Here is a 23,635-nt window from a genome sequence, read left to right on the forward strand (position 1 = left end):
CGGGGGGGCCGGCCCCCCCGGCGCCCGCCCGGGCCCCGGGGGCCCCCCGCGCCCCCCCCGGCCCGGGGTCGCCGCCGCCGGGGGGTCCCGGCGAATGCCCGGGGTCTCGGCGACACCGGGGCGAGAACTACAGGACGCGGGAGAGGAAGTCCTTCGTGCGCTGGTGCTGCGGATTCGCCAGCACCTCGCGGGGGTCGCCCTCCTCGACGATGTGTCCGCCGTCCATGAAGATCAGCCGCGAACCGACCTCGCGCGCGAAGCCCATCTCATGCGTGACGACGAGCATCGTCATGCCCTCGTCGGCCAGCGACCGCATGACCTGCAGCACCTCGCCGACGAGCTCCGGGTCGAGGGCCGACGTCGGCTCGTCGAACAGCATCATGTCGGGGTTCATGCACAGCGCCCGGGCGATGGCCACGCGCTGCTGCTGCCCGCCCGAGAGGTGCCCGGGGTACGCGTCGGCCTTCTCCGCGAGACCGACGCGCTCGAGCATGGCGCGGGCCACCTTCTCGGCTTCCGCCTTCGAGCGCTTCTTCACCCGCTGCTGCGCGATCGTGAGGTTGCCGAGCACGCTGAGGTGCGGAAAGAGGTTGAAGCTCTGGAACACCATCCCGATACGGGTGCGCACGCGGTCGATGTCGATGTCGGGATCGGTGATGTCGATGCCCTCGATGAGCACCTTGCCGCCCGTGGGCTCCTCCAACAGGTTCACCGAGCGGAGCAGCGTCGACTTCCCGGATCCGGACGGGCCGATCACGCAGACGACCTCGCCGGCGAGCACCGTCAGGTCGATGCCCTTGAGCACCTCGTTGTCGCCGAAGCTCTTGTGCAGGTCCTGGATCGCGATCGCCGGGGCCTGCACGTCGATCAGGTCGGTGCTCATCGTGTCCTCGCCATCCGACGCTCGAGCCACGCGCTGAGACGCGTGAGCGGGATCGTCACGATCAGGTAGAGGATCGCCGCCATGATCAGCGGCGTTCCGTTGGCGTTCTGCGTCGCTGCGTCACGAGCGAAGTTCGTGAGCTCCTTCGACCAGATGAAGGAGCCCGCGACGAACAGCAGCGACGTGTCCTTCAGCAGCAGCACGAACTCGTTCGTCAGCGGCGGGATGATGATCCGGAAGCCCTGCGGGACCACGATCCAGAAGGTCGTCTTCATGGGCGACATGCCGAGCGAACGCGCCGCCTCGGTCTGTCCCTTCGGGACTGCCTGGATTCCGGCCCGGATCGTCTCTGCCATGTAGGCGGAGGCCACGAGGATCAGACCGATCAGGCCCAGGACCACCGGCCCGCCGAGGCGGGTCGCCGGCACACCGAGACCGATCGGCAGGATGAACGCGATCGCGAAGATCGTGAGGATCGCGGGCAGACCGCGGAACAGCTCGATCCACGCCGTCGCGATCCACCGGAACGGCGCGATCACCGAGAGCTTCATCAGCGCCAGCAGGATGCCGAGCAGCAAGCCGCCTGCGAACGCCACCGCCGTGAACCACAGGGTGTTGACGAGCGCCGTGGTGATGATGCCCGGGAGCATCTTCGCCGCGACCTCGGGGTTGAAGTAGAGCTGCGCGATCCGCGCCCAGTCGGTGCTGACGATCGCCCAGACGACGATCGCGAGCAGCACCGCGTAGATCGAGTACCGGTACAGCTTCTGTTTCGTGGTGCGCCTCAACGCCATTGTCAAGGTCCTCCCGACCGACTCAGCTCTCGACTCAGTTGGCCGTGAAGTACTCGTTGTAGATGGTGTCGTACTCGCCGTTGTCCCGGAGCTCCTGCAGAGCCTCGTTCACGGCCTCGCGGAGTTCGTCCTTCTCCCCCTTGGCGAAGGCGAAGCCGTAGGACTCGTCGGTCTCGTACGTCTCGACGATCTTGTAGGCGGAGTCGGCCTTCTCGTGCTCGAGGTTGACGGGCTGATCCTGCAGGATGGCGTCGATCTGCCCGGCCTGCATCGCGGGCCACAGTTCGCCGTCGGACGGGTACTGCACGAGCTGCGCGCCCTTCGCGTTCTCCGTGGCGTAGGCCTCGCCGGTCGTGCCCTGCTGAACGCCGACGTTCTTGCCGTCGAGGTCGTCGATGGACTTGATCCCCGAGTCGGTGCGCACGAGGAGCGACTGCAGCGAGTCGTAGTACGGGTCCGAGAAGTCGATGTTGGCCTTGCGCTCGTCGGTGATCGTCATGGCCGAGGCACCGATGTCGCACTGGCCGGCGGCGAGAGTCGTGCCGGACTGCAGCGCATCGAAGCCCACATCCTGCACGGAGAGCTCGAGGTCGAGCTGCTCGGCGATCGCACCGAGGAGGTCGATGTCGAAGCCGGTGTACTCACCGTTGTCACCCTCGAACTCGAACGGCGGGTAGGGGATGTCGGAGCAGACGGTCAGCTTGCCCGCCTCGATGAGTCCGTAGTCGTCACCGGCAGCGGACTCGCCGCCGCTGCCCGCGTCGGAGGAGCCGGTGGCGCATCCGGCGAGTGCGAGGGTGGCGGTGGCCGCGATCGCGAGGCCGGCGAAGAGGTTACGACGGGACATGTCGGCTCCTGGGAGTCGGGGGGCGGGTGAGCCCACGGACGGGTAGGAGTTCATCTAAACATGCGGCTCGTCGCGTGACCAATGACATCCCCTCGCGCCGCATTACGTTTGTGTTTCGGTGCCGCGGGGACGACGCTCGACGCTCAGAGCTCGGCGTCGACCGCCACACGGCCGGAGACGACCGAGCGGATGTACCCGGCGACCTCCTCGTGCGCAGGGTGCACCTGGTACTGCTCGAGGTCGGCGACGGAGTCGAAGTCCGCGACCAGCGTCACGTCCCAGTTCGCGTCCGGGTAGACGTCGTTCGCACCGGCCCAGATGCTGCGCAGCTGCGGCACGACGCCGTCGAGGGCGTTGAGCCGACGGGCGACCTCGGCCGCCTGGGCCTGTCGCTCCCCCGCGTCCTCCGCGGCGAGCTTCCAGGTCACGACATGGCGGATGGTCATCGCAGCTCCTTCTGGTCGGCGCGGGCCTCCGCGTCGACGGCTTCTTCCAGCGCCTCGCGCAGTCGGTCGGGGGACACCCGCCAGTGCGCATGCATTCGCCCGTCGATGAGGACGACGGGGATCTTCTCCCACCACTGCTCGTACAGGGCGGGGTCGTCCTGGATCGACGCCTCGACGATCTGGATGCGCTCCGCGGCGGCGTCCGGCAGTTCGGCGACGACCGCGTCGACGACCTCGGAGGCCACGGCGCACAGATGGCAGTCGGGCTTGCCGATGAGGGTCAGCGTCGTCACGACGACGGGACCTCGACCTCGCGTCCCTGCGCGATCCACTCGCCGGTACCGCCCTCGACGTTGGTGGCGTCGTAACCGCGGGCCTCGAGCGCCTCGACCACGCGGGCCGAGCGGCCGCCGGCCTGGCAGATCACGTCGAACGACTCGGCGGGGAGCTCGTCCAGGCGGTTGCCGATCTCCGACATCGGGATGTTCACGGCGCCGGGAACGTGGCCCGCCTGGAACTCGTTCACCTCCCGGACATCGATGAGGGGCGTGCCGGAGCGCTCGGCGAGTTCGGCGACGGTGATCGACTTCATGACATCCTCTCGGCGGTGCGGAACGGCGCGCAGAGACACAAAGCGCCCGTCCGAAGACAGGCGCTCGGTGTCTGGCCGCTTACTTCTTGTTGCGGCGCTGGTGGCGAGTCTTGCGAAGCAGCTTGCGGTGCTTCTTCTTCGCCATGCGCTTGCGGCGCTTCTTGATGACAGAACCCACGGAAACCTCACTAAGTCAGGGGCTGGGTGTCGCCGGAATCGGACACCCGGGTACGAGCACGAAAAATGCCTCGGATCATCCTAGCAAACTCAGAAGGGTGCCCCGCGCCCTCCGTCAGCCGGCGTCGGCGATGGGCCGCTGCAGAGCCTCCGCGACGGCGGACTCCGGCACGCGGTAGCTCCGTCCGAATCGGATGGCGGGGAGGTCGCCGGCGTGCACGAGCCGGTACACGGTCATCTTGGACACGCGCATAAGCTCGGCGACTTCGGCCACCGTCAGGAATCGGACGTCTGGAACCTCGGGCATCCCACGTACCCCTTTCTCGATGAGCACACTCTATGGGGTCGCTGGGACGCGTGTAAACCCGCGTGGCTGTTGTGATCAGTGGGATGTCGGCACGGTCGCGAACGCCCGGACCGGGAACGTCCCGAACCCGTGGATCGCCGGAGGCGCCGCGGTGAACCGCGCCCCGCGCGCGGGGAGGCGATCCAGAGCGGTGAGGTGCTCGACGACATGCACGCCCGCCGCGAGGAGGATGCTGTGCGCCGGCCGCTCCCCGCCGCTCTCCGTGTCGTCGATGTTGAGCGCGTCGATGCCGACCAGGCGCACCCCCGCGTCCACGAGGAAGCGCGCCGCGTCCTCGGTGAGGAAGGGCGAGCCGGTGCCGTATGCGGGCGTGCCGAACAGCCGGCTCCAGCCGGTGTCCAGGAGCACCGCGCTGTCGCGGAGCTCACGATCCGCGAGCGTCGCCGCCTTGATGCCGCGCCGATCGGGCGTCCACGCGTCGCGGAGGTGGAAGACCTCGGCGGGCAGGTCCACGAGGGTGTCGAGGTCGAGCGACGCCAGGTCCGCCCCGTCCGCATAGCGGTGGAACGGCGCGTCGAGATAGGTGCCCGTGTTGCCGATCATCGTGATCACGTCCATCGCGAACTCCGTCCCCGGCGCGTAGCGCTCGCGCGAGGCCGCGCGGGTGAGGTGCGGGGTGATGGTCGGCGCCGGCAGCCCGGGATAGGTGACCATGCCCTCCGCGATCGGGTGGCTCAGGTCCACGACCCGTTCGGTGCGGTCTCCACGAGCCGGAGCCGCGACGCCACGGCTGCCACGGTGCGGCTCGGCGACGATCTGCAGGTCGCGGAGCTCGACCTCGCCCACGAGTGCCAGACCGAGGTGCGACACGAGCAGCCCGGAGATCTCCTCGACCGTCATGTCTCTCGTCGGCAGATCGAGTCGGAACCCCTGCCCCTGCAACCCGCCGCCGTTGGCGAAGGTGATCGCGAAGTCGAAATGCGCGCGGTACTCGTCCGTCATGGGCCCATCCTGCCGGAGACAGCCGACACCGTGATGTGCGCGCCCGCCCTGCTCGAACCGGCACACCGACGTCCAGCCCGCGCATAGCCCGCATTGCCCGATCGCTCAGACAGCCCTGCCAGTGTCGGTGCGGGACCCGTGCCGGCACCTGCCGAGTCCGCGCGGATCTGGGGTCCGCACACCGCCCCCGACGGCATCCCCCCTGCCGTCGGGGGCGGTTCCCGTCCGTGCAGGGCCGCGCGGGATCAGGCGCCGAGGCGCTTCAGCGCGTTCGTGACCACGTGCTTGGCGGACGCGGCCGCACGCCCGACGACCTCGGCCGCGTGCGCAGCGCTGTCGGGGATCGGGGCGCCGGGGTACGCGATGTCCGGGGCGGCATCGCCGAACGCGTCGACGAGGAAGGGGACCAGCCAGTCGTCGACGGCCTCCAGCGGCGCGACGGACAGGCTGTAGAAGCGACGCTGCCCGTCTTCGCGGACGGTGACGAGCTCGGCGTCGCGGAGCACCTTGAGGTGCTTGGAGACCGTGGGCTGGCTGATGCCGAGGTCGGCCACGATCTGGCTCACGCTCGTGCCGGACTCTCCTTCGGACGTGCGTCGGAGCAGGAGCTGGAGGATGTCGCGCCTCGTACCGTCTGCGATCACGTCGAAGATGTCCGTCATGTGATCAGGGTAGTGCGCCCCGGCACGGAGTACCATGACGAAGGCTCGGCGAGAGGCGCCGCGCCGCCGCCGGGGAACGGACGGCGCAGAAGAAGGGGGCAGCGATGTCGGGCATCGTTTCGGCGTCGTCTCCTCGCACCGGTCTCCCCGGAGCCGCCGGCCGGGTCAAGCACCTCATCACCTCGTCGCCGTCCCGGTTCGCCATCGCGGTCTTCGCGCTGCTGATCCTCGTGTTCACGGTGCTGTTCTCGCTGCCGATCGCGTCCGCCAGCGGCACGGTGACACCGCTCAGCGACGCGCTCTTCACCGCCGTCTCCACGATCTGCGTGACGGGCCTCGCGACCGTCGACATGGCCAACCACTGGTCGCCGTTCGGGCACGTCGTCGTGTTCATCGGCGTCAACATCGGCGCCCTCGGCGTGCTGACCCTCGCCTCCCTCATGGGGATGCTCATCTCGAAGCGCCTCGGGCTGCGCGCGAAGCTCATGGCGGCGGGCGACACGAACCCGCTCCGGGCGCACGGCGGCGTGGTCAACGAGAGCCAGACCGTGCGCCTCGGCGAGGTGGGCCAGCTGCTCACCACGGTCGCCCTCTCCGCCCTCTTCATCGAAGCGGCCCTCGCGGCCCTCCTGTATCCGGCGCTGGTGATGGCGGGGGTCGACCCGATCGCCGCGCTCTGGGAGGCCCCGTACTTCTCGGCGATGGCGTTCACCAACACCGGCTTCGCCCCGAACGACGGCGGAGTGGCCGTCTTCGCCGACGACTACCTCGTGCTGTCGCTGCTCATGGTCGGCGTGTTCCTCGGGAGCATCGGCTTCCCGGTGATCTACACGCTCGCGAAGCACGTCTGGCACGTCAAGCGGTGGTCGCTGCACTCGAAGCTGACCATCGTCACCACGGTGCTGCTCTTCATCCTCGGCGCGGCCGCCTTCCTCATCCTCGAGTACGACAACCCCAAGACCTTCGGGTCGATGGACGCCGCGGACACGACCTTCCAGGCGTTCTTCCTCTCCGCGATGACCCGCTCCGGCGGCTTCAACGTCATCGAGATGGACGACCTCAACGGCTCGTCGCTGCTCGCCGCCAGCATGCTCATGTTCGTCGGCGGCGGGTCGGCGTCGACGGCGGGCGGCATCAAGGTGACCACGCTCGCGGTCCTCGCGATCGCCGTCTGGTCCGAGGCGAAGGGCCGCCAGTCCGTCGAGGCGTTCGGCCGCCGCATCCCCAGCGACGTGCAGCGCGTCGCGCTCAGCGTCGTCGCCTGGGGCGCGACCATCGTGGCCCTGTCGACCATCGTGATCGCGCAGATCACCAAGGCGGACATCAGCCATGTGCTCTTCGACGTCATCTCCGCGTTCGGCACGGTCGGGCTCTCGACGGGCCTCACCGGGGAGCTTCCGGATTCCGCCTCGTACGTCATGGCCGCGACGATCTTCATGGGCCGCGTTGGTACAGTGACTCTCGCTGCGGCAGTCGCCGCGACATCGCGCACGCAGTACTACTCACTGCCCGTGGAAAGGCCGATCGTTGGTTGAAGTCCTTCGGGGGGACGCTCCCGTCCTCGTCATCGGTCTCGGCCGGTTCGGTGCCGCCTGCGCCGGCGAGCTCGACCGCCTCGACCGCGAGGTCCTCGCGATCGACGACAACCTCGAGCTCGTGCAGAAGTGGTCGGACCGCGTCACGCACACCGTGCAGGCCGACGCCCGCAACATCGACGCCCTCCGCCAGATCGGCGCCCAGGACTTCCAGGTCGCGGTCGTCGCCGTCGGCTCCTCGATCGAGGCGTCCGTGCTTATCACGGCGAACCTCGTCGACCTCAAGGTGCCGCAGATCTGGGCGAAGGCGGTCTCGCAGTCGCACGGCAAGATCCTGGCCCGCGTGGGCGCCAACCACGTCATCTACCCCGAGCGTGAGGCCGGCGAGCGGGTCGCCCACCTCGTGAGCGGGCGCATGCTCGACTTCATCCGCTTCGACGACGACTTCGTCCTGGCCAAGATGTACCCGCCGAAGTTCATCCGCGGCGTCGGCCTGAACGAGTCCGGTGTGCGCTCGAAGTACAAGGTCACGGTCGTCGGCGTGAAGAGCCCTGGCAAGCCGTTCCGCTACGCGGAGGCCAACACGATCGTGACCAACCACGACCTCATCATCGTCTCCGGGACGAACAGCGACATCGAGCGCTTCGCCGCCCTCGACCGCTGAGCCGGGTCCTCCCCGCGGCGGATGCGCCGGTCGCGGCAGGCGTGGTGGGATGGGGGCATGAGCGATCACGCCCCCGCACCGCCCGTCCTCGCCCTCCGCGGGCTCCGCAAGCAGTTCGGCCAGAAGGTCGCCGTCGACGCGCTGTCGCTGGACGTCCCCGCGGGCTCGATGCTGGGGCTGCTCGGCCCGAACGGTGCGGGCAAGACGACGACGCTCGCCATGACCACGGGGCTCCTGCGCCCGGACGCCGGGACGGCCTGGGTGCTCGGCACCGACGTCTGGCAGGATCCGGCCGCCGCGAAGGCGCGGATGGGCGTGCTTCCCGACGGCATCCGGATGCTCGACCGGCTCAGCGGCGCCGAGCTGCTGCGGTACACCGGCCTGCTGCGCGGGATGCCGGAGGCGGAGGTCGTCTCCCGCTCCGGTGAGCTGCTGGACGCGCTCGGCCTGACGGAGGCCCGCGACACGCTCGTCGTCGACTACTCGGCCGGCATGAAGAAGAAGATCGGCCTGGCCTGCGCGCTCATCCACGCGCCGCGGCTGCTGATCCTCGACGAACCGCTCGAGGCGGTGGACCCGGTCTCCGGACAGACGATCCGGCAGATCCTCCGCTCCTTCGTGGACGACGGCGGCACGGTCGTCCTCTCCAGCCACGTCATGGAGCTCGTCGAGTCGCTGTGCGACCGCGTCGCCATCGTCGCCGAGGGGCGTCTGCTCGCCCACGGCGCCCTCGACGAGGTGCGGGCCGGACTCACGCTGCAGGAGCGCTTCCTCAGTCTCGTCGGCGCCCACGACCTCGGAACGGAGACCCTCGCGTGGTTGCGCTCCTCGTAGGTCTGCGGCTGCGACAGCTCGGGCATCAGCTCTCCCGCAACCCCTGGATGATCGTGACCCTCGTGATCGTGGGTCTCATCGCGCTGAGCATGCTGGGACTGCTGACCGTGGGGCTGATCGCGCTGCGGGTGGGCGCTCCGGACGCCGCCGTGACCGCGATGGTGCTCACCGGCGCCGTCATCGTGCTCGGGTGGTGGATCGGGTCGATCCTGGTCAGTGCGGACGACTCGCTGGCGCCCGAGCGCTTCGCCCTGCTCCCGGTGACCGCCCGCACCCTCCTCCCCGGTCTCGTCGTGGCGGGGATGACGACGATCGGCGGCATCGGCACCGCCCTGGCCCTGCTACTGATGCTCGTGGGATGGTCGGTCAGCGCTCCGGCCCTCCTCGTCGCGGTGCTCATGGTCCCCGTAGCCCTCGCGACCTGCGTGCTGGGCGCCCGAGTCGTGAGTGGACTGCTCGCGGGGTGGCTCGCCCGCCGGCGGACGCGCGACCTCGTCCTCACCCTCGGCGTGGTGCTGCTGGCCTCCTCCGGCCTCCTCCTCAACATCGGGCTGCAGGCACTGTCGACCGTGCGCGACGTCGGCGGCGCCTTCACCGCGGTCGCCGAGATCGCCGCGTGGACGCCGGTGGCGGCCGTGTTCGGGGTCCCGGCCGCGGTGGCACAGGGCGACGTGCTCACCGCCCTCCTGCGACTGCTCGTCGCCGCCGGCACCCTCGTCGTCTTCTGGGTCGCCGCGCGCCGGATGCTCGCTGCGCGCCTCGTCGCCCCCCTGCAGTCGAGCGGGGGCGGACGCGTGCGCTCGGGAGGCGTGCTCGACCGTATCCTTCCCGCGGGGCCCGTCGGCGCCATCGCGGGACGGACGCTCCGCTACTTCCGCCGCGACCCGCGTCAGGTCGTCAACATCGTGATGCTCCTGCTGCTCCCCGCGATCTTCCTCGGGCTCGCGCTCATGAATGGACTGCAGCAGGACAGTGCCGGCTTCGCTCCCGCGATCACCCTCATCCCCGCGATCAACGCCCTGCTCGCCGGGAGCATCGTGCAGATGGCGATCGCCTACGACAACGACGCCGTCGCGCTGCACATCCTCACCGGGGTGAGCGGGACCGCCGACCGCCTCGGACGCCTGCTCGGGTTCGCGCTGGTGGCAGTGCCGATCACGATCCTCCTGTGCGTCGTGACCTGTCTGCTGGCCGGGCGCCCGGATCTGCTTCCGGGCAGCCTGGGCGCTGCTCTCGGACTCATGGCGGTGTCGGCGGGCGCGGGCTCCTGGGTGGGCGCGTTCCTGCCCGGGCGAGCTCCGGCTCCCGAGGCCAACCCGTTCGGACGCGGCTCCTCCGGCGGCGCGCAGTCCTTCCTCGCGATGCTCATCATGTCGCCGATCACGCTGCTGCTCGGCGGCCCCGCCCTCGGCTTCGCGATCGCGTCGATCTGGATCCCGCTGCTGGGCTGGGCGAGCCTCACGGCCGCCGTCGTCCTCGGTGGTGTCGCGCTGTGGGGCGGCACGGTGCTCGGCGGTCGCACCCTGCAGCGGCGCTGGCCCGAGGTGCTCGCCGAGGTCGCCAGCGAGGCCTAGCCGCACCTCGCCGCAACAGGCACTCGCGCGCGTTCAGGCTCCAGGAGCACTGGCTGCCTGAACTCGCGTGATCGCCTGTTCTCGCGGGGTGGAGGCGCGCGAGAACAGGCAGGGATCAGGCGCCGGCGGCGAGCTCCTTCGCGCGGGCGAGAGCGGCGGCAGCGGCGGCGGCGAAGGTGTCGGACAGGTGCGCGTCCTGGAGCACGGCGACCGCGCGCTCCGTCGTCCCCTTCGGGCTCGTCACCCGGCGGCGCAGCTCGGCGGGGTCCTCCCCCGTCGAGTCCAGCAGCGCGGTCGCGCCGATGAAGGTCTGCTCGGCCAGCAGCCGGGCGTCCGCGTCGGCGAAACCCATCTCCCGCGCGGCTGCGGTGAACTGCTCGATGAGGAGGAAGACGTAGGCGGGACCGGAGCCCGAGATCGTCGAGAGCGCATCGATCTGCGCCTCCGGGACCTCCACCACCGCCCCCACCGTCTCGAACAGACGACGCACGAGCGCGACGTCGTCGGGGGTCGCCGCGGCGCCGGCCGCGAGGCCCGTGACCCCCTTGCGGATCGTCGACGGGGTGTTCGGCATGGAGCGGATGACGCGGGCCTCCGGGCCGAGGACATCCGCGAACGTCTGCAGCGTGACTCCCGCGGCGAGGCTCACCACGACGGTCTCGGGGCTGAGGTGCGGCGCGATCTCGCGGAGCAGGTCGGGGACCATCGCCGGCTTCACCCCGACCAGGACCACTCGTGCGCCGGCCACGGCGTCGGCATTGCCCTCCGGCCGCTCGGACAGCGCGATGCTGGTGACGCCGTCCAGGCCCGCGAACGCCTCCGCCTTCTCCGGCGTGCGGTTCGTCGCGGTGATCCCTCCGTCCACAGGGACCCCCGAGGCGAGCACACCGCGGAGGATCGCTCCTCCCATGGATCCGGCACCGAGGAACGCGAGAGACGGGAGCGCATCAGCCATGTCGTCATCCTACGGCGGGCGCTCCTGTGCCGCTCGGGCTCCCGTCCTAGACTCGTCGCATGAGTGCATCCGGAGGCAGCAAGGCCATCGTCGCGGCGTTCCTGGCGAACCTGGGCATCGCTCTCGCGAAGTTCCTCGCGTGGGCCCTCTCGGGCTCGGCCTCGATGCTCGCCGAGGCGATCCACTCCGTCGCCGACTCGGGGAACCAGCTGCTGCTGATGCTCGGCGGCCGCAAGGCGAAGCGCCACGCGGACCGCTCGCACCCGTTCGGCTACGGCCGCGAACGCTACGTCTACGCGTTCGTCGTGTCGATCATCCTCTTCTCCGTCGGCGGGCTTTTCGCGATCTACGAGGGCGTGGAGAAGCTCACCCACCCGCATGAGATCGACCAGACCTGGTGGTGGCTCCCGCTCGTCGTGCTGTTCATCGCGATCGGCCTGGAGTCGTTCTCGCTGCGGACCGCCGTGCGCGAGAGCAACGTCGTCCGCGAGAAAGGCCAGTCCTGGTTCTCCTTCGTCCGGCGGTCCAAGGCGCCGGAGCTCCCCGTGGTCCTCCTGGAAGACGTCGGGGCCCTCACCGGCCTCACCTTCGCCCTGCTCGGCGTCGGCCTCACGCTCCTCACCGGCAACCCTGTGTTCGACGCCCTCGGCACAGTGATGATCGGCGTCCTGCTCGTGCTCATCGCGATCGTGCTGGGCGTGGAGACCAAGAGCCTGCTCGTCGGCGAGGGCGCGACCCCCGCCGATTACGACCGCATCGTGGACGCGATCAACGACGGTCCGGAGATCGAGAAGATCATCCACATGAAGACCCTCTACCTCGGGCCGGACGAGCTGATGGTCGCCGCGAAGATCGCGCTCAACGCCGACAAGCCGCTGCGCGAGGTCGCCGACGACATCGACGAGATCGAGGCCCGCATCCGCGCCGCCGTGCCGGTCGCCCGGGTCGTCTACATCGAGCCGGACGTCTACCGTCCCGCGATCGATCCGGAGCCCTCGACGGACGTGTTCGTCCTCAAGTCCTCGGACTGAGCGTTCAGCGACGGTCCTCGAAGAAGGCACGCAACAGAGCGATGGACGCGTGCTCGTCCACGCCGCCGATCACCTCCGCGCGATAGGGCAGGCGGCGGTCACGCAGCACGTCGTACATCGAGCCGGCCGCTCCCGCCTTGTCGTCCCACGCGCCGAAGACCACGCGGCCGATGCGTGCCTGAAGGATCGCGCCGGCGCACATCACGCAGGGCTCGAGGGTGACGACGAGTGTGCAGCCGTCGAGGTTCCACGACCCGCGGACCGATGCCGCGCTGCGGATCGCCTCGATCTCGGCGTGCCCGGTCGGGTCGTGCGTGGCCTCGCGGGTGTTGCGCCCTTCGGCCACGACAAGGCCGTCCGCGTCGAGCACGACGGCACCGACGGGGATCTCCGCGGCGGCGGCGGCCTCGGCGGCGAGCTCGAGCGCACGCTGCATCGCGAGGCGGTCGGCGGCGGTCATGCCCCGAGCCTACGGCAGCGCGGGGCGGCCGCCACGGCACCCGATGTCGTGCGCGGACGCGGCGCGCATTAGCCTGTATCCATGCGTGTTCACGTCGCCGACCACCCTCTCATCACCCACAAGCTCTCGGTGCTGCGCGACGCGCGCACCCCGTCGCCGGTCTTCCGCCAGCTGACCGAAGAACTCGTGACGCTCCTCGCGTACGAGGCGACGCGGAATGTGAAGGTCACGCCCATCGAGATCACGACGCCGGTCACCACGACCACGGGTGTGAAGATCTCCGAGCCGCGACCCATCGTCGTCCCCATCCTGCGCGCCGGTCTCGGCATGCTCGAAGGCCTCGTCAAGCTCCTCCCCACCGCGGAGGTCGGGTTCCTCGGCATGGTCCGCGACGAGGAGACCTTCGAGCCCACCACCTACGCAGAGCGGCTTCCGGACGATCTCTCCGACCGCCAGTGCTTCGCGATCGACCCGATGCTCGCGACCGGCGGCTCTCTCGCCGCGGCCATCCAGTTCCTGTTCGACCGCGGCGCGAAGGACGTCACCGCGATCTGTCTGCTGGGCACCCCGGAAGGCGTGGCCGCGATCGAGGCAATGGCCGGCGACCGCGATGTGACCCTCGTCCTCGGAGCTCTCGACGAGCGCCTCGACGAGAAGGGCTACATCGTGCCCGGCCTCGGCGATGCGGGCGACCGCCTCTACGGCACCGTCTGACCTCGCTCGCGCTCTCGACTCAGAGGGTCAGGCGATAGCCGCGCTCCTCGCCGTAACGCGTGAAGCCGGCCCTCGCGAGGATCGGCGCCGAGGTCGAGACGCGGCCCTTGACGAGCGCCGTTGCGGCCCCGCGCGCGGCGCTCTCTCGCAGGCGCTCCGCGAGGACCGCCCGATACACGCCGCGCCCGCGGTCGGTTTCGAGTGTCGCGGCTCCCCACAGGCGGGTGAACCCGTCGACGATCGTGCAGCCGCCGGTGCTCACCGCGCGGCCGTCGATGCGGCCGAGCACCCGGAAGCCCTCCCCCGTGGACAGGGATGCGGTGAGTTCGGCGAACTCGGCGGCCAGACCGTCCTCATCCAGCGGCTGCTGCTCCCAGACGGGGACGTTGATCGCGTCGACCTCGCGGAGCTGGTCCCTCGTGCGCACGACCTCGGCGGTGACCCCGGGCGGCACGTCGACCGCGGCTCCGATTGTCGGACGCGCGAACACCGTGACAGTGTCGACATGCACCGCACCGCGGCGCTGGAGCTCGTCCTCGAGGTCCGGGGCGTCCGCGGGGTTGGTCCAGAATGTGAAGACGTTCTCGCCCCAGGCTCTGGTGCGTTCCAGTGCCCCGTCCAGCACCTCAGCGGCGGGCCGCGTCGACGTCACCTGGGAGCCGCGGACGCCGCCCCCGAACCGCTCCGGGTAGCGCACGAGCAGCAGGTCGTCGCGGACGTCCTCGCTGCCGCGAGGAAACCACGCCCATGCGGCGGCGGCGCGCAGGATCTCGTCGACCGTCGGCGTCTCGACGGAAGCGGACCCGGGGACGGACGACATCATGATCCCTCCTCTTCCGCCGCCCCCACCAGGCGGGCGAAGGCACTGAGCCTCGCGACCCCTTCGGGCGTATACGGCAGGTCGTCGAGCAGCGCCGGCGAGTGGATGAGGTAGGCCACGACCTGCGCGCGGGAGATCGCCACGTTGAGCCGGTTCTGCAGCAGCAGGAACTCCGGGCCGCGCGGGGCATCCCGACCGCTCGAGGCGGCGAGCGTCGTGATGGAGACGACCGCCTCCTTGCCCTGGAAGTTGTCGACGGTGCCCACCGGGACTCCGCCGAATCCCGCCGCCGCGAGCGCATCGTGCACGAGCTGCCGCTGCGCGTTGTACGGCGCCACCACGATGATGTCCTCCGGCGTCAGCGGGCGGACGGTGCCCTCGGCGTCGTTGTCGTGGAAGGTGCGGCCGACGAGATCGCCGACGATACGCACCACCTCTGCGGCTTCCTCCGGCGACTGGGTCGCGTTGCCGCGGTGCCGCAGGGGCACCACGTGCAGCCCCGGGTCGATGCCCTCCACTGCGCGTCGCTCCGTTCCGGGAGCGGAGGCGAGCTTCCCGGCATAGGCGAGCTTCGACACCGGAGCAGCGACATACGGGTGCATCCGCCAGGAACGGGCGAGGAAGTAGCCGTACTCCGGACGAACGACGGGATCGCCGTCCATCACCCAGCCGAGCGCAGAGGTGTCCACCGGCTCCGGGTGGGCGCCCTGGCTGACCTGGGGCAGCTGCTGAGGGTCGCCGAGGAGCAGGAGCCGCTGCGCACCGGCGGCCACCGCGATCGTCGAGGCGAGCGAGAACTGTCCGGCCTCGTCGATCACGAGCAGGTCGAGCTCTCCCCTGGCGACCCGCTGCGTGTTGCTGAAGTCCCACGCGGTGCCGCCCACGACGGCACCCTCGTTCTCATGCTCGGCGAGGAAGGCGGCCATCCCGGTCTTCGGGATCACCGTGTAGCCGGGATCGGCATCGGCATCCTTGGGGCACTTCGCCACCTGAGCCGGGGCGACGCCGTCGGCGACCACGCGCTCCAGGAGCGTCTCGATGATCGCGTGGGACTGCGCGACGACGCCGATGCGGAAGCCGTGCTCGTTGACGAGCCGGGCGATCACCTGGGAGCCCGTGTAGGTCTTCCCCGTGCCCGGAGGCCCCTGCACCGCAAGGTAGCTGTGGTCGAGGTCGAGGACTCCGCGGACGATCGCGTCGATCGGATCGTCGCCTGCGGCCGGAAGCGCGTTCCCCGACACCGTGCGCGGAGGCAGGCGGCGGAGGATGTCGGTGGCCGCGTCCTCAGGGAAGTCCGGGGCGGCCGCGTGCACCGCGTCCGCCCACTCGTCGATCGCCTGCTGCAGCGACACCACGCGAGGCGGCGCCGCAGGGGTCAGCGCGACGGGGAGGTCGTCCCAGGTCTGTCCCTGCACGGCGGACTCGATCACGAGGTACCCGTCGTCCAGCACCTCGACGACCGTGACCCCGTGCGGTACGTGCACGGCCCGCGACGGGACGTCGGTGTCGAACGGGGCCGGGACGTCGTAGAGCGCGAACGGCTGCGCGCCGGGGCCGAGCGTCGTGCCCGGGGACACCTCGCCGCGGATCTCGAGCTCCCGCGACAGCACTCGGCGCCCTTCGCCGATGCTCCAGTCGCGGCGCACCCGCGAGCGGGTGGCATCGACCTTCACCACATCGCGCGTGCCGTCCCACATGGTGACCGGCTCCCGCAGCCGCTGGAAGTGCGCGACCCAGAAGCTCTTCGCCTCGCGGGGGAAGTAGTCGATGGCGGCCGCCGCGATCCGGTGCACGAGCCCGTCGTCACCGGCCTCCACCGCACGCTCCGCATCGCCGAGCAGAGCGAGCGAGCGCGGAGACGGCTCGTAGATGACCTCGTCCGCATCGTCCGGCGGGGCCGGCGTGACGCCCTCCGCGCGGGCGATGTCGATGAGCCAGTTGCGCAGCCGGCGGGTCGAGACGCAGTCGTAGCGGTTGTAGTCGGCGAGGTCGGCGAACACGGCATCGGCCTCGGACTGCGCCCCCGCCGCCGCGAGCTCCCGCGCGGCGACGTACTGCACGATGGAGTCGTCGCCCTTCTGGACGTCGCTCGTGCGCACGTCCTCCCCCATGTAGAGGGGCTCGAGCTTCTTGATGGAGTAGGACCGCGAACCGACCCGCACGGTGCGCAGCACCAGCGGGTACAGGTCGACGAACACGCCTTCGCGGAGGAGGCGGTCCACCTCGCCCTCGCGCACACCGTGGCGGGCGGCCATCGCGACGAGATGCGAGGTCTCGTAGGGGGCGTAGTGGTAGATGTGCATGCCGGGGTGGGCGGCTCGACGCACCTTCACGAAGTCGAGGAAGGTCTCCAGCGCCCGCCGTTCCTCCGCGAACGAGTGCGCCCAGAGCGCGGTGTACTGGTCGGCGTTGTCGACCCAGCCGAACAGGTAGTCGATGCCCCACTCCGCCTCGCCGTCGGGGGCGGGCTCGGTGTACAGCGGATCGCCCTCGAAGTCGAAGAAGATGTCGCCGTGGCTGGGCACCGGGAGGGTGTGGATCGCCGCGGCGTAGTGCACGTCGTACGTCGCCGCGCCCTCGGCATCCGCCCGCAGCTGCACGCGGGCCTGGGCACGGAGGTTCTCGAACGTGTCGACGTTCATGCCCTCGGGGGCCTGCGTCGCCGCAGCCAGGTCTTCGATCGTGAGGATCCCGGCGGCGCGGAGACGGGCCCGCTGTACCGGACGCATGCGGGCGACCATGAGGAGGTCCCGGTGGGCCAGCACCTGCTCCTCGCACGTGGCGCAGCGCCCGCAGGCGACCACGCGCAGGTCGCCGCGGTCGTCACCCCACGCGAGGGGCGCCCCGGCGACGCCCTCGGCCACGGCGCGGTCCGCGATGAGAGCGCGCAGCCGCGACCGACGCACCCGGAACAGCGGAAGGAGGTCGTCGACCGCGTGCGTGCTGACGCTGTTGTCGCCGTGGATGAGGTCGACCTCGTCCGCTCGGGGGATGCCGAGCCGGTCGAGCTGGTCGACATATGCCGCGAGCTGCATGAGGGCGGTCACCCGGGCCTTGCGCGCGAGCTTCGAGTCCTGCACACGCCAGCGCCCGTCCTCATCGCGGCGGAGGAAGTCGGCGAACCCGACGAACTCGTCGGTGGCGAAGGCCGCCTGGAAGACGACCAGCGCGTCGGACCGCAGAGCGCTCAGCGTCTCGTCGACGGCGGCCGCGAGGGCCTCAGGATCGCTCGAGGAGACCTTGGCGATCCGATGCACCCGTTCGTCGCCGAGCTCCCGGATATAGCGGTCGAGCACGTTCTGCTCGTGCACGTCTCCCAGCTGGGCGGCGCGGAGGAGCGTCGCATCCTCCGGCTCCTCGACGGCGGGGACCCGCCCCAGCTTCGCGTCGATCGCGCGGGACCACGCGAACTCGCACTCGGCGGCCGCCTTGAGGTCGCTCGCGCTCCAGATGACCCGCCGCGCCTCTGTGTCGATCCGCACGATTCTCCCGTTCTGTCGGCTGCTTCGACACTATCCGCGGCGTCCGACACGGCGAAAAGCGGGCGGTCCCGCGTGCGCGGCTCCGGTCAGCGCCACCAGGTGTCGTCGGGGGTCACCGGGAGATGACGCTTGTGCTGGGTCGCGAGGTACCGCGCCTCAATGCGGCCGGCGACCTCGGGGTCGACCTCCCGGCCCTCGAGGAAATCGTCGATCTGCTCGTACGTCAGCCCCAGCTCGTCCTCGTCCGTCCGCCCCGGCTGGTCGTCGAGGAGGTCGGCGGTGGGGACCTTGAAGGCCAGGCGCTCCGGAGCGTCCAGGAACTGGAGCAGGGCCCGCCCCTGTCGCTTCGTGAGACCGGCCAGCGGGAGGACGTCAGCGGCCCCGTCGCCGAACTTCGTGTAGAACCCCGTGACGGCCTCGGCGGCGTGGTCGGTGCCGATGACGATCAGTCCCTCGTGCCCGGCGAGCGCATACTGGGTGACCATGCGGAGGCGGGCCTTGATGTTGCCGCGGTTGAAGTCGGAGATGTCGCTGGAGACGGCGGACTCGATGTCCTTCTCGACGCCCTCGACACCGTTCTGGATGTTGACCTCGATCGACGAGTCCGGCGCGATGAAGTCCAGGGCCGCCTGCGCATCGTCGGCGTCGTGCTGGACGCGGTAGGGCAGGCGCACCGCGAGGAAGGTCGCCTCCCCGCCCTCCGCACGTACGCGCTCCACCGCGAGCTGGGCGAGGCGCCCCGCGAGCGTCGAGTCCTGTCCGCCGGAGATGCCGAGGACGAAGCCCTTCGCGCCGGTCGTGCGCAGGTAGTCCGCGAGGAAGCCGACGCGACGCTCCACCTCCGCTTCGGGATCGATGTCGGGCCGGGCGCCCAGGTCTTCCGCGATCTGCTTCTGCAACGACACGTTGTCCTCCGCTCATCGGTTCGGCTCCAGTATCCCCCTTCCGTGTTTCGTGCGGGTCACGCCACTGCGCCGGGACGCGGTATCCGGCCGCGACCTGAGAGACTGAAGCGGTGAAGCTCCTCGTCGCCGCCCTCGAGTCCGAACTGTCCGCCTTCCCCGAGGAGCTCGCCGGCTTCGACCGGCTGGTCACCGGCCCCGGAAAGCTGCCGGCGACGTACGCCCTGACCCGCGCCCTCGACGCGAAGACCTACGACGAGGTCGTCGTCGTAGGCACCGCGGGCTCCATCGAGAAGGGGCGTGCGTACGCGGTGCACGAGATCGCGACCGCGGTTCAGCACGACGTGATCGACCTGGACGGCGTCGTCGGACGGCACGTCTCGCTTCCGCCGCAGGTGACCACAGGCCGCGAGGGCGTCGTGATCGCCACGGGTGACCACTTCGTGAACGACGCCGAGGTCACCGCCGTGATCCGGCCGATGGGTGCGGCGCTGGTGGACATGGAGACCTACGCCTACATCTGGGTGGCGGGGCAGTTCGGCGTGCCGATCCGCGCGTTCCGCGCCGTCTCCGATCAGGCGGAGGACGGCGCTCTGGCCGACTTCCGCGAGGCCATCGCCCGGTGCAGCATCGAGCTGCGGGAGGTGATCCGCGCCGAGTACGGGGTCTGACCTCAGCGCGTCTCGATGACGCTTGGTCCGTTCGGCAGCGCACGGACCGTGAGCTGCGCGGGGATCTGCTCCTGCATGGCCTCGACGTGGCTGATGACACCGACCGTGCGCCCACCCTGCCGCAGCTCGTCGAGCGTGCGCATCGCGACGTCGAGCGTGTCGCCGTCGAGGGAACCGAACCCCTCGTCGATGAAGAGCGTGTCCAGGCGGATGCCTCCGGCGCGAGCCGTCACGACCTCGGCCAGCCCGAGGGCGAGCGCGAGGGAGGTGAGGAAGGTCTCGCCGCCCGAGAGCGACTGTGGCGGACGGGTCTGCCCGGTGAAGGCGTCGGCGACCACGATGCCCAGCCCGGACGCCGCACCGCGCGCAGCCAGCGCATCGGAGTGCTGCAGCCGGTAGCGTCCTTCCGACATGTCGTGGAGCCGGCGGTTCGCGGCGTCGACGATCTCCTCGAGCTCCGCCGCCAGCACGAAGGTCTCCAACGTCATCTTGCGGGTGTTCGCCCCTCGTCCGGCGATCGTGTCGGCGAGGGCCTGGAGCACCTCGAACGCCGCTGCATCCTCCGCCGTGCGGGCGTACTCGTCCTTCGCGGCGTCGATGAGGCCGGCCAGCCGCACCGCGTCGCCCGCCGCCCTGGTGGCTCCGTCGACGGCGGCGGACCATGCCGCCCTGGCCTCGCGTGCAACCTGCTCGACCGGTGCGAGGTCGATGGGCTCCTCGGGCAGCGTCCGCAGCTCGAGGTCGAACAGGAGGGCGCGCTCCTTCTCCCGCTGCACCGCGTGCATCCTCACCCGCTCGTCCAGCTCCATCTGCACCGCCGGCGGACGCAGCGCCGCGGTGGCGGCCTCGACGTCGGAGAATTCGGAGGCGTCGAGGGCGGCATCCCTCTCGGCAGCCGCCTCCGTCGCCGCCTGCTGCCTCCGCGTCCGTTCGGCTTCGGCGTCGAGGAGGCGGCGTGCGACGGCGAGGTGGGCGGTGGCCTCCGTCATGCGCTCAGCCACCGACGCGTAGCTCCCTCGCGCCTCGTCGATCGCGGTACGGGCGTCCTCGTCGCGCTGGACGACCAGGGCGAGCTGCTCGCGGGCTTCGGCGAGGGCCGCCTCGTCCTGGACGCGCCGCTCCTCGAGCGCGCTCTGCTGGGCACCGAGCTCGACGAGCTCGCCGTCGCGCAGCCGCGCGGTGTCGGCCGCGGCGCGGGCCTCCTTCTCGGCAGCCACGGCGGCATCGAGCTCGGCCTTCGCCGTCTCGACGTCTCGTCCGTCCGCACGCGCCAGAGCCGCAGCGAGCTCGACTTGCAGCGACGTGCAGGTCGCCGCCGCCTGCTGCTCGCGGCTCGCCGCCTCGTCCCTCCGAGTCTCCGCAGCCGCGATGTCCTCCACGGAGACCGCGGCGCTGTGGTCTGCCGGCGCCGGATGCTCCCGCGCCCCGCACACCGGGCAAGGCTGATCCTCGATGAGAGCGGACGCCAGCTCCCCGGCCATGCCGTCGATCCGGCGCTGGCGCAGATCGGCCAGAGCCGACTGCGCGGCGGCCTGCGCGGACGTCGCCTCGGCGAGGACCCGGTCGGCCGCGGCGCACTCCTGCTGCAGACGTGCCGCCTCTTCCGCCGCCTCCCGGCGGAGCTCGGCCGCGACGCGCGCGCTCTCCATGGCGGGGAGCCGGTCGCCGAGCCGACGGGCGTCGTCCCGCTCGGCGGTGACGGCGGCGATCCTCCCGGGCAGCGCCCCGCGCTCCGCCTCGCCGTCGGCGCACCGGCGCTCGGCGGTGGCGACGGACTCCGCTGCGGTGACGCGCTCGGCGGCGCGGCGCGGTGCCTCGGCCTCCAGCGCGACGGCGCGCTCCCAGACCCCGGACGCCCGTGTCCGGTCGGCGATCCACGCATCGAGGTCGTCGGTCTCCACACCGAGCTGATCCCAGTCCGCGCGTGCGCGCTTCTCCGCAGCCACCGCGTCATCAGCCGCCGTCACGGCACGGTCCGCCGCGGTGATCAAGGACCGCAGCACCTCGGCCGCCCGCGCCCTGGCGAGTTCCGCCTTCGCCTCGGCGATGGCTCCCTCCTCGGCGTCCAGACGCGCCATCGCCGCACGGGCACGGTCGCGCTCGCTCTGGGCACGCTGATCCTCCCGCGCGGCGGCCAGAACAGCATCGGCGGCCTCGAACCGCTTCTCCGCCTCCTGACGCTCGGCAGCGCGCCGTTCGGCCCGGTACGCGGCGCGAGCCTGCGCCCGTTCCAGCTCCGCCAGGCGATCGGCCGTCGTGACGGCCTCCCCCTGCACCTCCGGTCCGACCTCGCCGTCGGCGTCGCCGGCGTCGCGCCCGAGGTCGGCATCCGCCACGAGGCGCTCGGCCTCGTCCAGCCGGGCGGACACCGTGGCGAGACGCGCCCCGAGGCGCTGCTCGGCGTGGCGCCGCCGCTCGTCGAACCGCGCCTGCACGTCTTCGAAACGCTCAGTGCCGAAGAGCCGGCGCAGCAGCGCCTGCCGGTCCCTGCTGCCCGCGAGCAGGAACTCCGAGAACCGGTTCTGGGCCAGCAGGATCACCTGCAGGAACTGCTCGCGGCTGAGCTGAAGGATGTCGTCGAGCTCGTGCGCCACGTCGACGGCCCGCGCCGCGCGACCGACCCAGCCGTCGTCCGTGAGCTCCTCCAGGGAGACCGCCGCCGCCTGCTTCGTCAGGCCGCCTCCCCGCCGGGCCGGCCGGAGGTACTCCGGCGAACGCGTGACCCGGTAGCGGCCAGACGGCGTGCTGAACTCGACGACCACCTCGGAGAGGTCGTCCGGTTCACTGTGGTCGCTGCGAAGCCTCTTCTCCCCGCCGTCGTACCGCGGCACCCCGCCGTACAGCCCGAAGCAGACCGCATCGAGGATGCTCGACTTCCCCGCTCCGGTACGGCCGGCGATGAGGAAGATCCCGTCGTCAGCGAAGGCGTCGAAATCGACGGTCTGCCGCGCCCGGAAGGGCCCGAACCCCTCGACCTCCAGTCGATGCAGCCGCACTAGACGAGGGCTTCCGCGCGGACCCGGTCGTCGAGCACCTCACGGATCAGCTCGCGTTCGACCTCGGTGGCTCCGTGGCCGGCCCGGACATGCTCGAGGAACGCCTCGATCCGGTCGGCATCGGTCACCGCTGAGCGCAGCCGCTCACCATACGAGCGCTCCTGCACGCCCGTGACCACCGCGGGCTGATGGAGCACCATGGCACAGTGCGGGTACGCCTCGCGGAGCCGTCGCATGGGCTCGGTCTGCGGCACGGCGTCGGTGTAGACGGCGCACACCCAGGCGTCGGCGTGCGCGGCCACGCTCTCTGCGGAGAGGATCTCCTCGAAGGTGCCGGTCAGCGTGACCAGTCGCCGCGGAACCGGCAGCGCCAGCCACTCGACGCCCGCAAGGCCGTCGGCATCCAGGTCGACGAGCCAGGAGCCGCGCGGCTTGTGCTGTTCGCCGAAGCTGTAGTGCAACGGAGCGCCGGCGTATCGCACCCGCTCGCTGACCTGCTGACGACCGTGGATATGACCCAGTGCGACGTAGTCGGGTCCGTCGAAAGCACGGAGGGGGACGACGTCGAGGCCGCCCTGTCGCACCTCGCGCTCCAGGCCCTCCGTCGGCTCCACGCCCGCGGCGAAGCAGTGGGCGATCGCGACCGAACGACCCGCGTGCTTCTGCATGCCCGCGCGGACGAGGGTCATCGCGTGCGTCATGGTCTGCGCCTGCGTGCGCAGCTGCCGTCCCTCGGCGTCGCCCTCCGGCCAGTGCTGGCGGACGATCGCAGGCTCCAGATACGGGATCCCGAAGAAGTGCACGGGACCGTGGGCGTCGTCGATCGTGACGGGGGTGCCGACCGCGAGGGGATCGGTGAGCACGTGGATGCCGTCGCGCAGGAGCCGAGCCTGGAATCCCAGGCGGGCGGCGGAATCGTGATTCCCGCTGGTGACGACCACGCGTGCGCCCGTCTCGTGCAGAGCGACGAGGGCATCGCCCAGCAACGTGTAGGCAGCGGCCGAGGGCGTGGCGGAGTCGAACACGTCGCCCGCGACGATCACGACGTCGACCTCGTGCTCCCTGACCTGCGTGGTCAGGGCGGCGAGCACCTCGGCGAGCGCATCCATGGTGGAGTTGCCATGGAACGTCCGGCCGATGTGCCAGTCCGAGGTGTGCAGGATCCGCATACCCCCACGGTACGAAGACCCTCGGACATTCCCTCCGAGGCGTGCCGGGAGCGCCGTCTCCCGAGGCACGAGGAGGAAGCGGAAGGTCCCCTGACCCACCCTCGTCGCGGCGACCGGC

General features: G+C 70.8%; 24 protein-coding genes. 7 read left to right on the top strand and 17 right to left on the bottom strand.

All coding sequences use genetic code 11. The features are described from left to right. Window positions 1-127: 127 nt before the first annotated feature. The 10 genes from KVS71_RS04615 to KVS71_RS04660 form a co-directional block, all read right to left on the bottom strand. Entirely contained in the window at window positions 128-883 is a 756-nt protein-coding gene (locus tag KVS71_RS04615; protein WP_060921706.1) for an amino acid ABC transporter ATP-binding protein, read from the bottom strand. Further along, window positions 880-1,677, bottom strand: a complete 798-nt coding sequence (locus KVS71_RS04620) for an amino acid ABC transporter permease (protein ID WP_060921705.1) — start codon at window positions 1,675-1,677, stop codon at window positions 880-882. The genes KVS71_RS04615 and KVS71_RS04620 overlap by 4 nt, the downstream gene beginning before the upstream one ends. Window positions 1,678-1,711: 34 nt before the next feature. Continuing rightward, a complete protein-coding gene (locus tag KVS71_RS04625) occupies window positions 1,712-2,524 on the bottom strand; it encodes a basic amino acid ABC transporter substrate-binding protein (RefSeq protein ID WP_105949294.1) in 813 nt (270 codons plus the stop codon). Between the two features lie 143 nt (window positions 2,525-2,667). Then, window positions 2,668-2,970, bottom strand: a complete 303-nt coding sequence (locus tag KVS71_RS04630; protein ID WP_025104460.1) for a Dabb family protein — start codon at window positions 2,968-2,970, stop codon at window positions 2,668-2,670. Beyond that, window positions 2,967-3,263 carry a glutaredoxin family protein gene (locus KVS71_RS04635; protein ID WP_060921703.1) on the bottom strand — a complete coding sequence of 99 codons (297 nt, stop codon included), beginning with the start codon at window positions 3,261-3,263 and terminating at the stop codon, window positions 2,967-2,969. The genes KVS71_RS04630 and KVS71_RS04635 overlap by 4 nt, the downstream gene beginning before the upstream one ends. After that, window positions 3,260-3,562 (bottom strand): rhodanese-like domain-containing protein, encoded by a 303-nt coding sequence (locus tag KVS71_RS04640; RefSeq protein WP_210676693.1) that lies wholly within the window; start codon window positions 3,560-3,562, stop codon window positions 3,260-3,262. The genes KVS71_RS04635 and KVS71_RS04640 overlap by 4 nt, the downstream gene beginning before the upstream one ends. 79 nt (window positions 3,563-3,641) lie before the next feature. Next, complete coding sequence (locus KVS71_RS04645; RefSeq protein ID WP_003792170.1) at window positions 3,642-3,740, bottom strand: AURKAIP1/COX24 domain-containing protein; 99 nt, start codon at window positions 3,738-3,740, stop codon at window positions 3,642-3,644. A 114-nt stretch (window positions 3,741-3,854) separates the two neighbouring features. Beyond that, window positions 3,855-4,046 carry a helix-turn-helix domain-containing protein gene (locus KVS71_RS04650; RefSeq protein WP_025104463.1) on the bottom strand — a complete coding sequence of 64 codons (192 nt, stop codon included), beginning with the start codon at window positions 4,044-4,046 and terminating at the stop codon, window positions 3,855-3,857. Window positions 4,047-4,121: 75 nt separating this feature from the next. Continuing rightward, window positions 4,122-5,048, bottom strand: coding sequence for a cyclase family protein (locus KVS71_RS04655; RefSeq protein ID WP_105949293.1), 927 nt, complete (start codon window positions 5,046-5,048; stop codon window positions 4,122-4,124). 245 nt (window positions 5,049-5,293) lie between these two features. Further along, window positions 5,294-5,710 (bottom strand): helix-turn-helix transcriptional regulator, encoded by a 417-nt coding sequence (locus KVS71_RS04660; protein ID WP_060921700.1) that lies wholly within the window; start codon window positions 5,708-5,710, stop codon window positions 5,294-5,296. 104 nt (window positions 5,711-5,814) lie between these two features. Here KVS71_RS04660 and KVS71_RS04665 point away from each other — a divergent pair, with 104 nt between their 5' ends. Genes KVS71_RS04665 through KVS71_RS04680 form a run of 4 tightly spaced genes read left to right on the top strand, consistent with a single transcriptional unit; the run spans window position 5,815 to window position 10,317 of the window. Then, window positions 5,815-7,245 (top strand): TrkH family potassium uptake protein, encoded by a 1,431-nt coding sequence (locus KVS71_RS04665; RefSeq protein WP_025104469.1) that lies wholly within the window; start codon window positions 5,815-5,817, stop codon window positions 7,243-7,245. Then, window positions 7,238-7,909 (top strand): TrkA family potassium uptake protein, encoded by a 672-nt coding sequence (locus tag KVS71_RS04670; protein ID WP_025104470.1) that lies wholly within the window; start codon window positions 7,238-7,240, stop codon window positions 7,907-7,909. Before KVS71_RS04665 ends, KVS71_RS04670 begins: the two co-directional genes overlap by 8 nt. Before the next feature lie 57 nt (window positions 7,910-7,966). Then, entirely contained in the window at window positions 7,967-8,743 is a 777-nt protein-coding gene (locus KVS71_RS04675) for an ABC transporter ATP-binding protein (protein WP_060921699.1), read from the top strand. Beyond that, complete coding sequence (locus KVS71_RS04680) at window positions 8,725-10,317, top strand: hypothetical protein (protein ID WP_217584031.1); 1,593 nt, start codon at window positions 8,725-8,727, stop codon at window positions 10,315-10,317. The genes KVS71_RS04675 and KVS71_RS04680 overlap by 19 nt, the downstream gene beginning before the upstream one ends. Before the next feature lie 115 nt (window positions 10,318-10,432). Here KVS71_RS04680 and proC read toward each other — a convergent pair whose 3' ends face one another. Then, window positions 10,433-11,272 carry a pyrroline-5-carboxylate reductase gene (proC, locus tag KVS71_RS04685; RefSeq protein WP_060921697.1) on the bottom strand — a complete coding sequence of 280 codons (840 nt, stop codon included), beginning with the start codon at window positions 11,270-11,272 and terminating at the stop codon, window positions 10,433-10,435. A gap of 59 nt (window positions 11,273-11,331) precedes the next feature. On the opposite strand from proC, the gene KVS71_RS04690 reads away from it, so the two are divergent. Next, window positions 11,332-12,303 (top strand): cation diffusion facilitator family transporter, encoded by a 972-nt coding sequence (locus tag KVS71_RS04690; protein ID WP_060921696.1) that lies wholly within the window; start codon window positions 11,332-11,334, stop codon window positions 12,301-12,303. Between the two features lie 4 nt (window positions 12,304-12,307). On the opposite strand, the gene KVS71_RS04695 is transcribed toward KVS71_RS04690, so the two are convergent. Beyond that, entirely contained in the window at window positions 12,308-12,763 is a 456-nt protein-coding gene (locus KVS71_RS04695; protein ID WP_060921695.1) for a nucleoside deaminase, read from the bottom strand. An 81-nt stretch (window positions 12,764-12,844) separates the two neighbouring features. Between KVS71_RS04695 and upp the strand changes: the two genes are divergently transcribed. Then, entirely contained in the window at window positions 12,845-13,477 is a 633-nt protein-coding gene (gene upp, locus KVS71_RS04700) for a uracil phosphoribosyltransferase (RefSeq protein ID WP_025104476.1), read from the top strand. Window positions 13,478-13,496: 19 nt separating this feature from the next. On the opposite strand, the gene KVS71_RS04705 is transcribed toward upp, so the two are convergent. From KVS71_RS04705 to nadE, 3 genes are all read right to left on the bottom strand, one after another. Then, window positions 13,497-14,300: a hypothetical protein gene (locus KVS71_RS04705; protein ID WP_254635466.1), complete on the bottom strand. Its 804-nt coding sequence runs from the start codon at window positions 14,298-14,300 to the stop codon at window positions 13,497-13,499. Next, window positions 14,297-17,779, bottom strand: coding sequence for a bifunctional RecB family nuclease/DEAD/DEAH box helicase (locus KVS71_RS04710; protein WP_217584033.1), 3,483 nt, complete (start codon window positions 17,777-17,779; stop codon window positions 14,297-14,299). The genes KVS71_RS04705 and KVS71_RS04710 overlap by 4 nt, the downstream gene beginning before the upstream one ends. An 86-nt stretch (window positions 17,780-17,865) precedes the next feature. Further along, entirely contained in the window at window positions 17,866-18,684 is an 819-nt protein-coding gene (nadE, locus tag KVS71_RS04715) for an ammonia-dependent NAD(+) synthetase (RefSeq protein ID WP_025104479.1), read from the bottom strand. 110 nt (window positions 18,685-18,794) lie between these two features. On the opposite strand from nadE, the gene KVS71_RS04720 reads away from it, so the two are divergent. Further along, window positions 18,795-19,352 carry a nucleoside phosphorylase gene (locus tag KVS71_RS04720; protein ID WP_060921693.1) on the top strand — a complete coding sequence of 186 codons (558 nt, stop codon included), beginning with the start codon at window positions 18,795-18,797 and terminating at the stop codon, window positions 19,350-19,352. 2 nt (window positions 19,353-19,354) lie between these two features. Here KVS71_RS04720 and KVS71_RS04725 read toward each other — a convergent pair whose 3' ends face one another. Both KVS71_RS04725 and KVS71_RS04730 read right to left on the bottom strand, forming a co-directional pair. Beyond that, entirely contained in the window at window positions 19,355-22,348 is a 2,994-nt protein-coding gene (locus tag KVS71_RS04725; RefSeq protein WP_217584035.1) for an AAA family ATPase, read from the bottom strand. Continuing rightward, complete coding sequence (locus tag KVS71_RS04730) at window positions 22,348-23,517, bottom strand: exonuclease SbcCD subunit D (protein ID WP_217584037.1); 1,170 nt, start codon at window positions 23,515-23,517, stop codon at window positions 22,348-22,350. The genes KVS71_RS04725 and KVS71_RS04730 overlap by 1 nt, the downstream gene beginning before the upstream one ends. Window positions 23,518-23,635: the final 118 nt, after the last annotated feature.

Origin of the sequence: Microbacterium sp. GbtcB4, assembly GCF_019091465.1 — a bacterium.
In the GTDB taxonomy this organism is placed as follows: Bacteria; Actinomycetota; Actinomycetes; order Actinomycetales; family Microbacteriaceae; genus Microbacterium; species Microbacterium paraoxydans.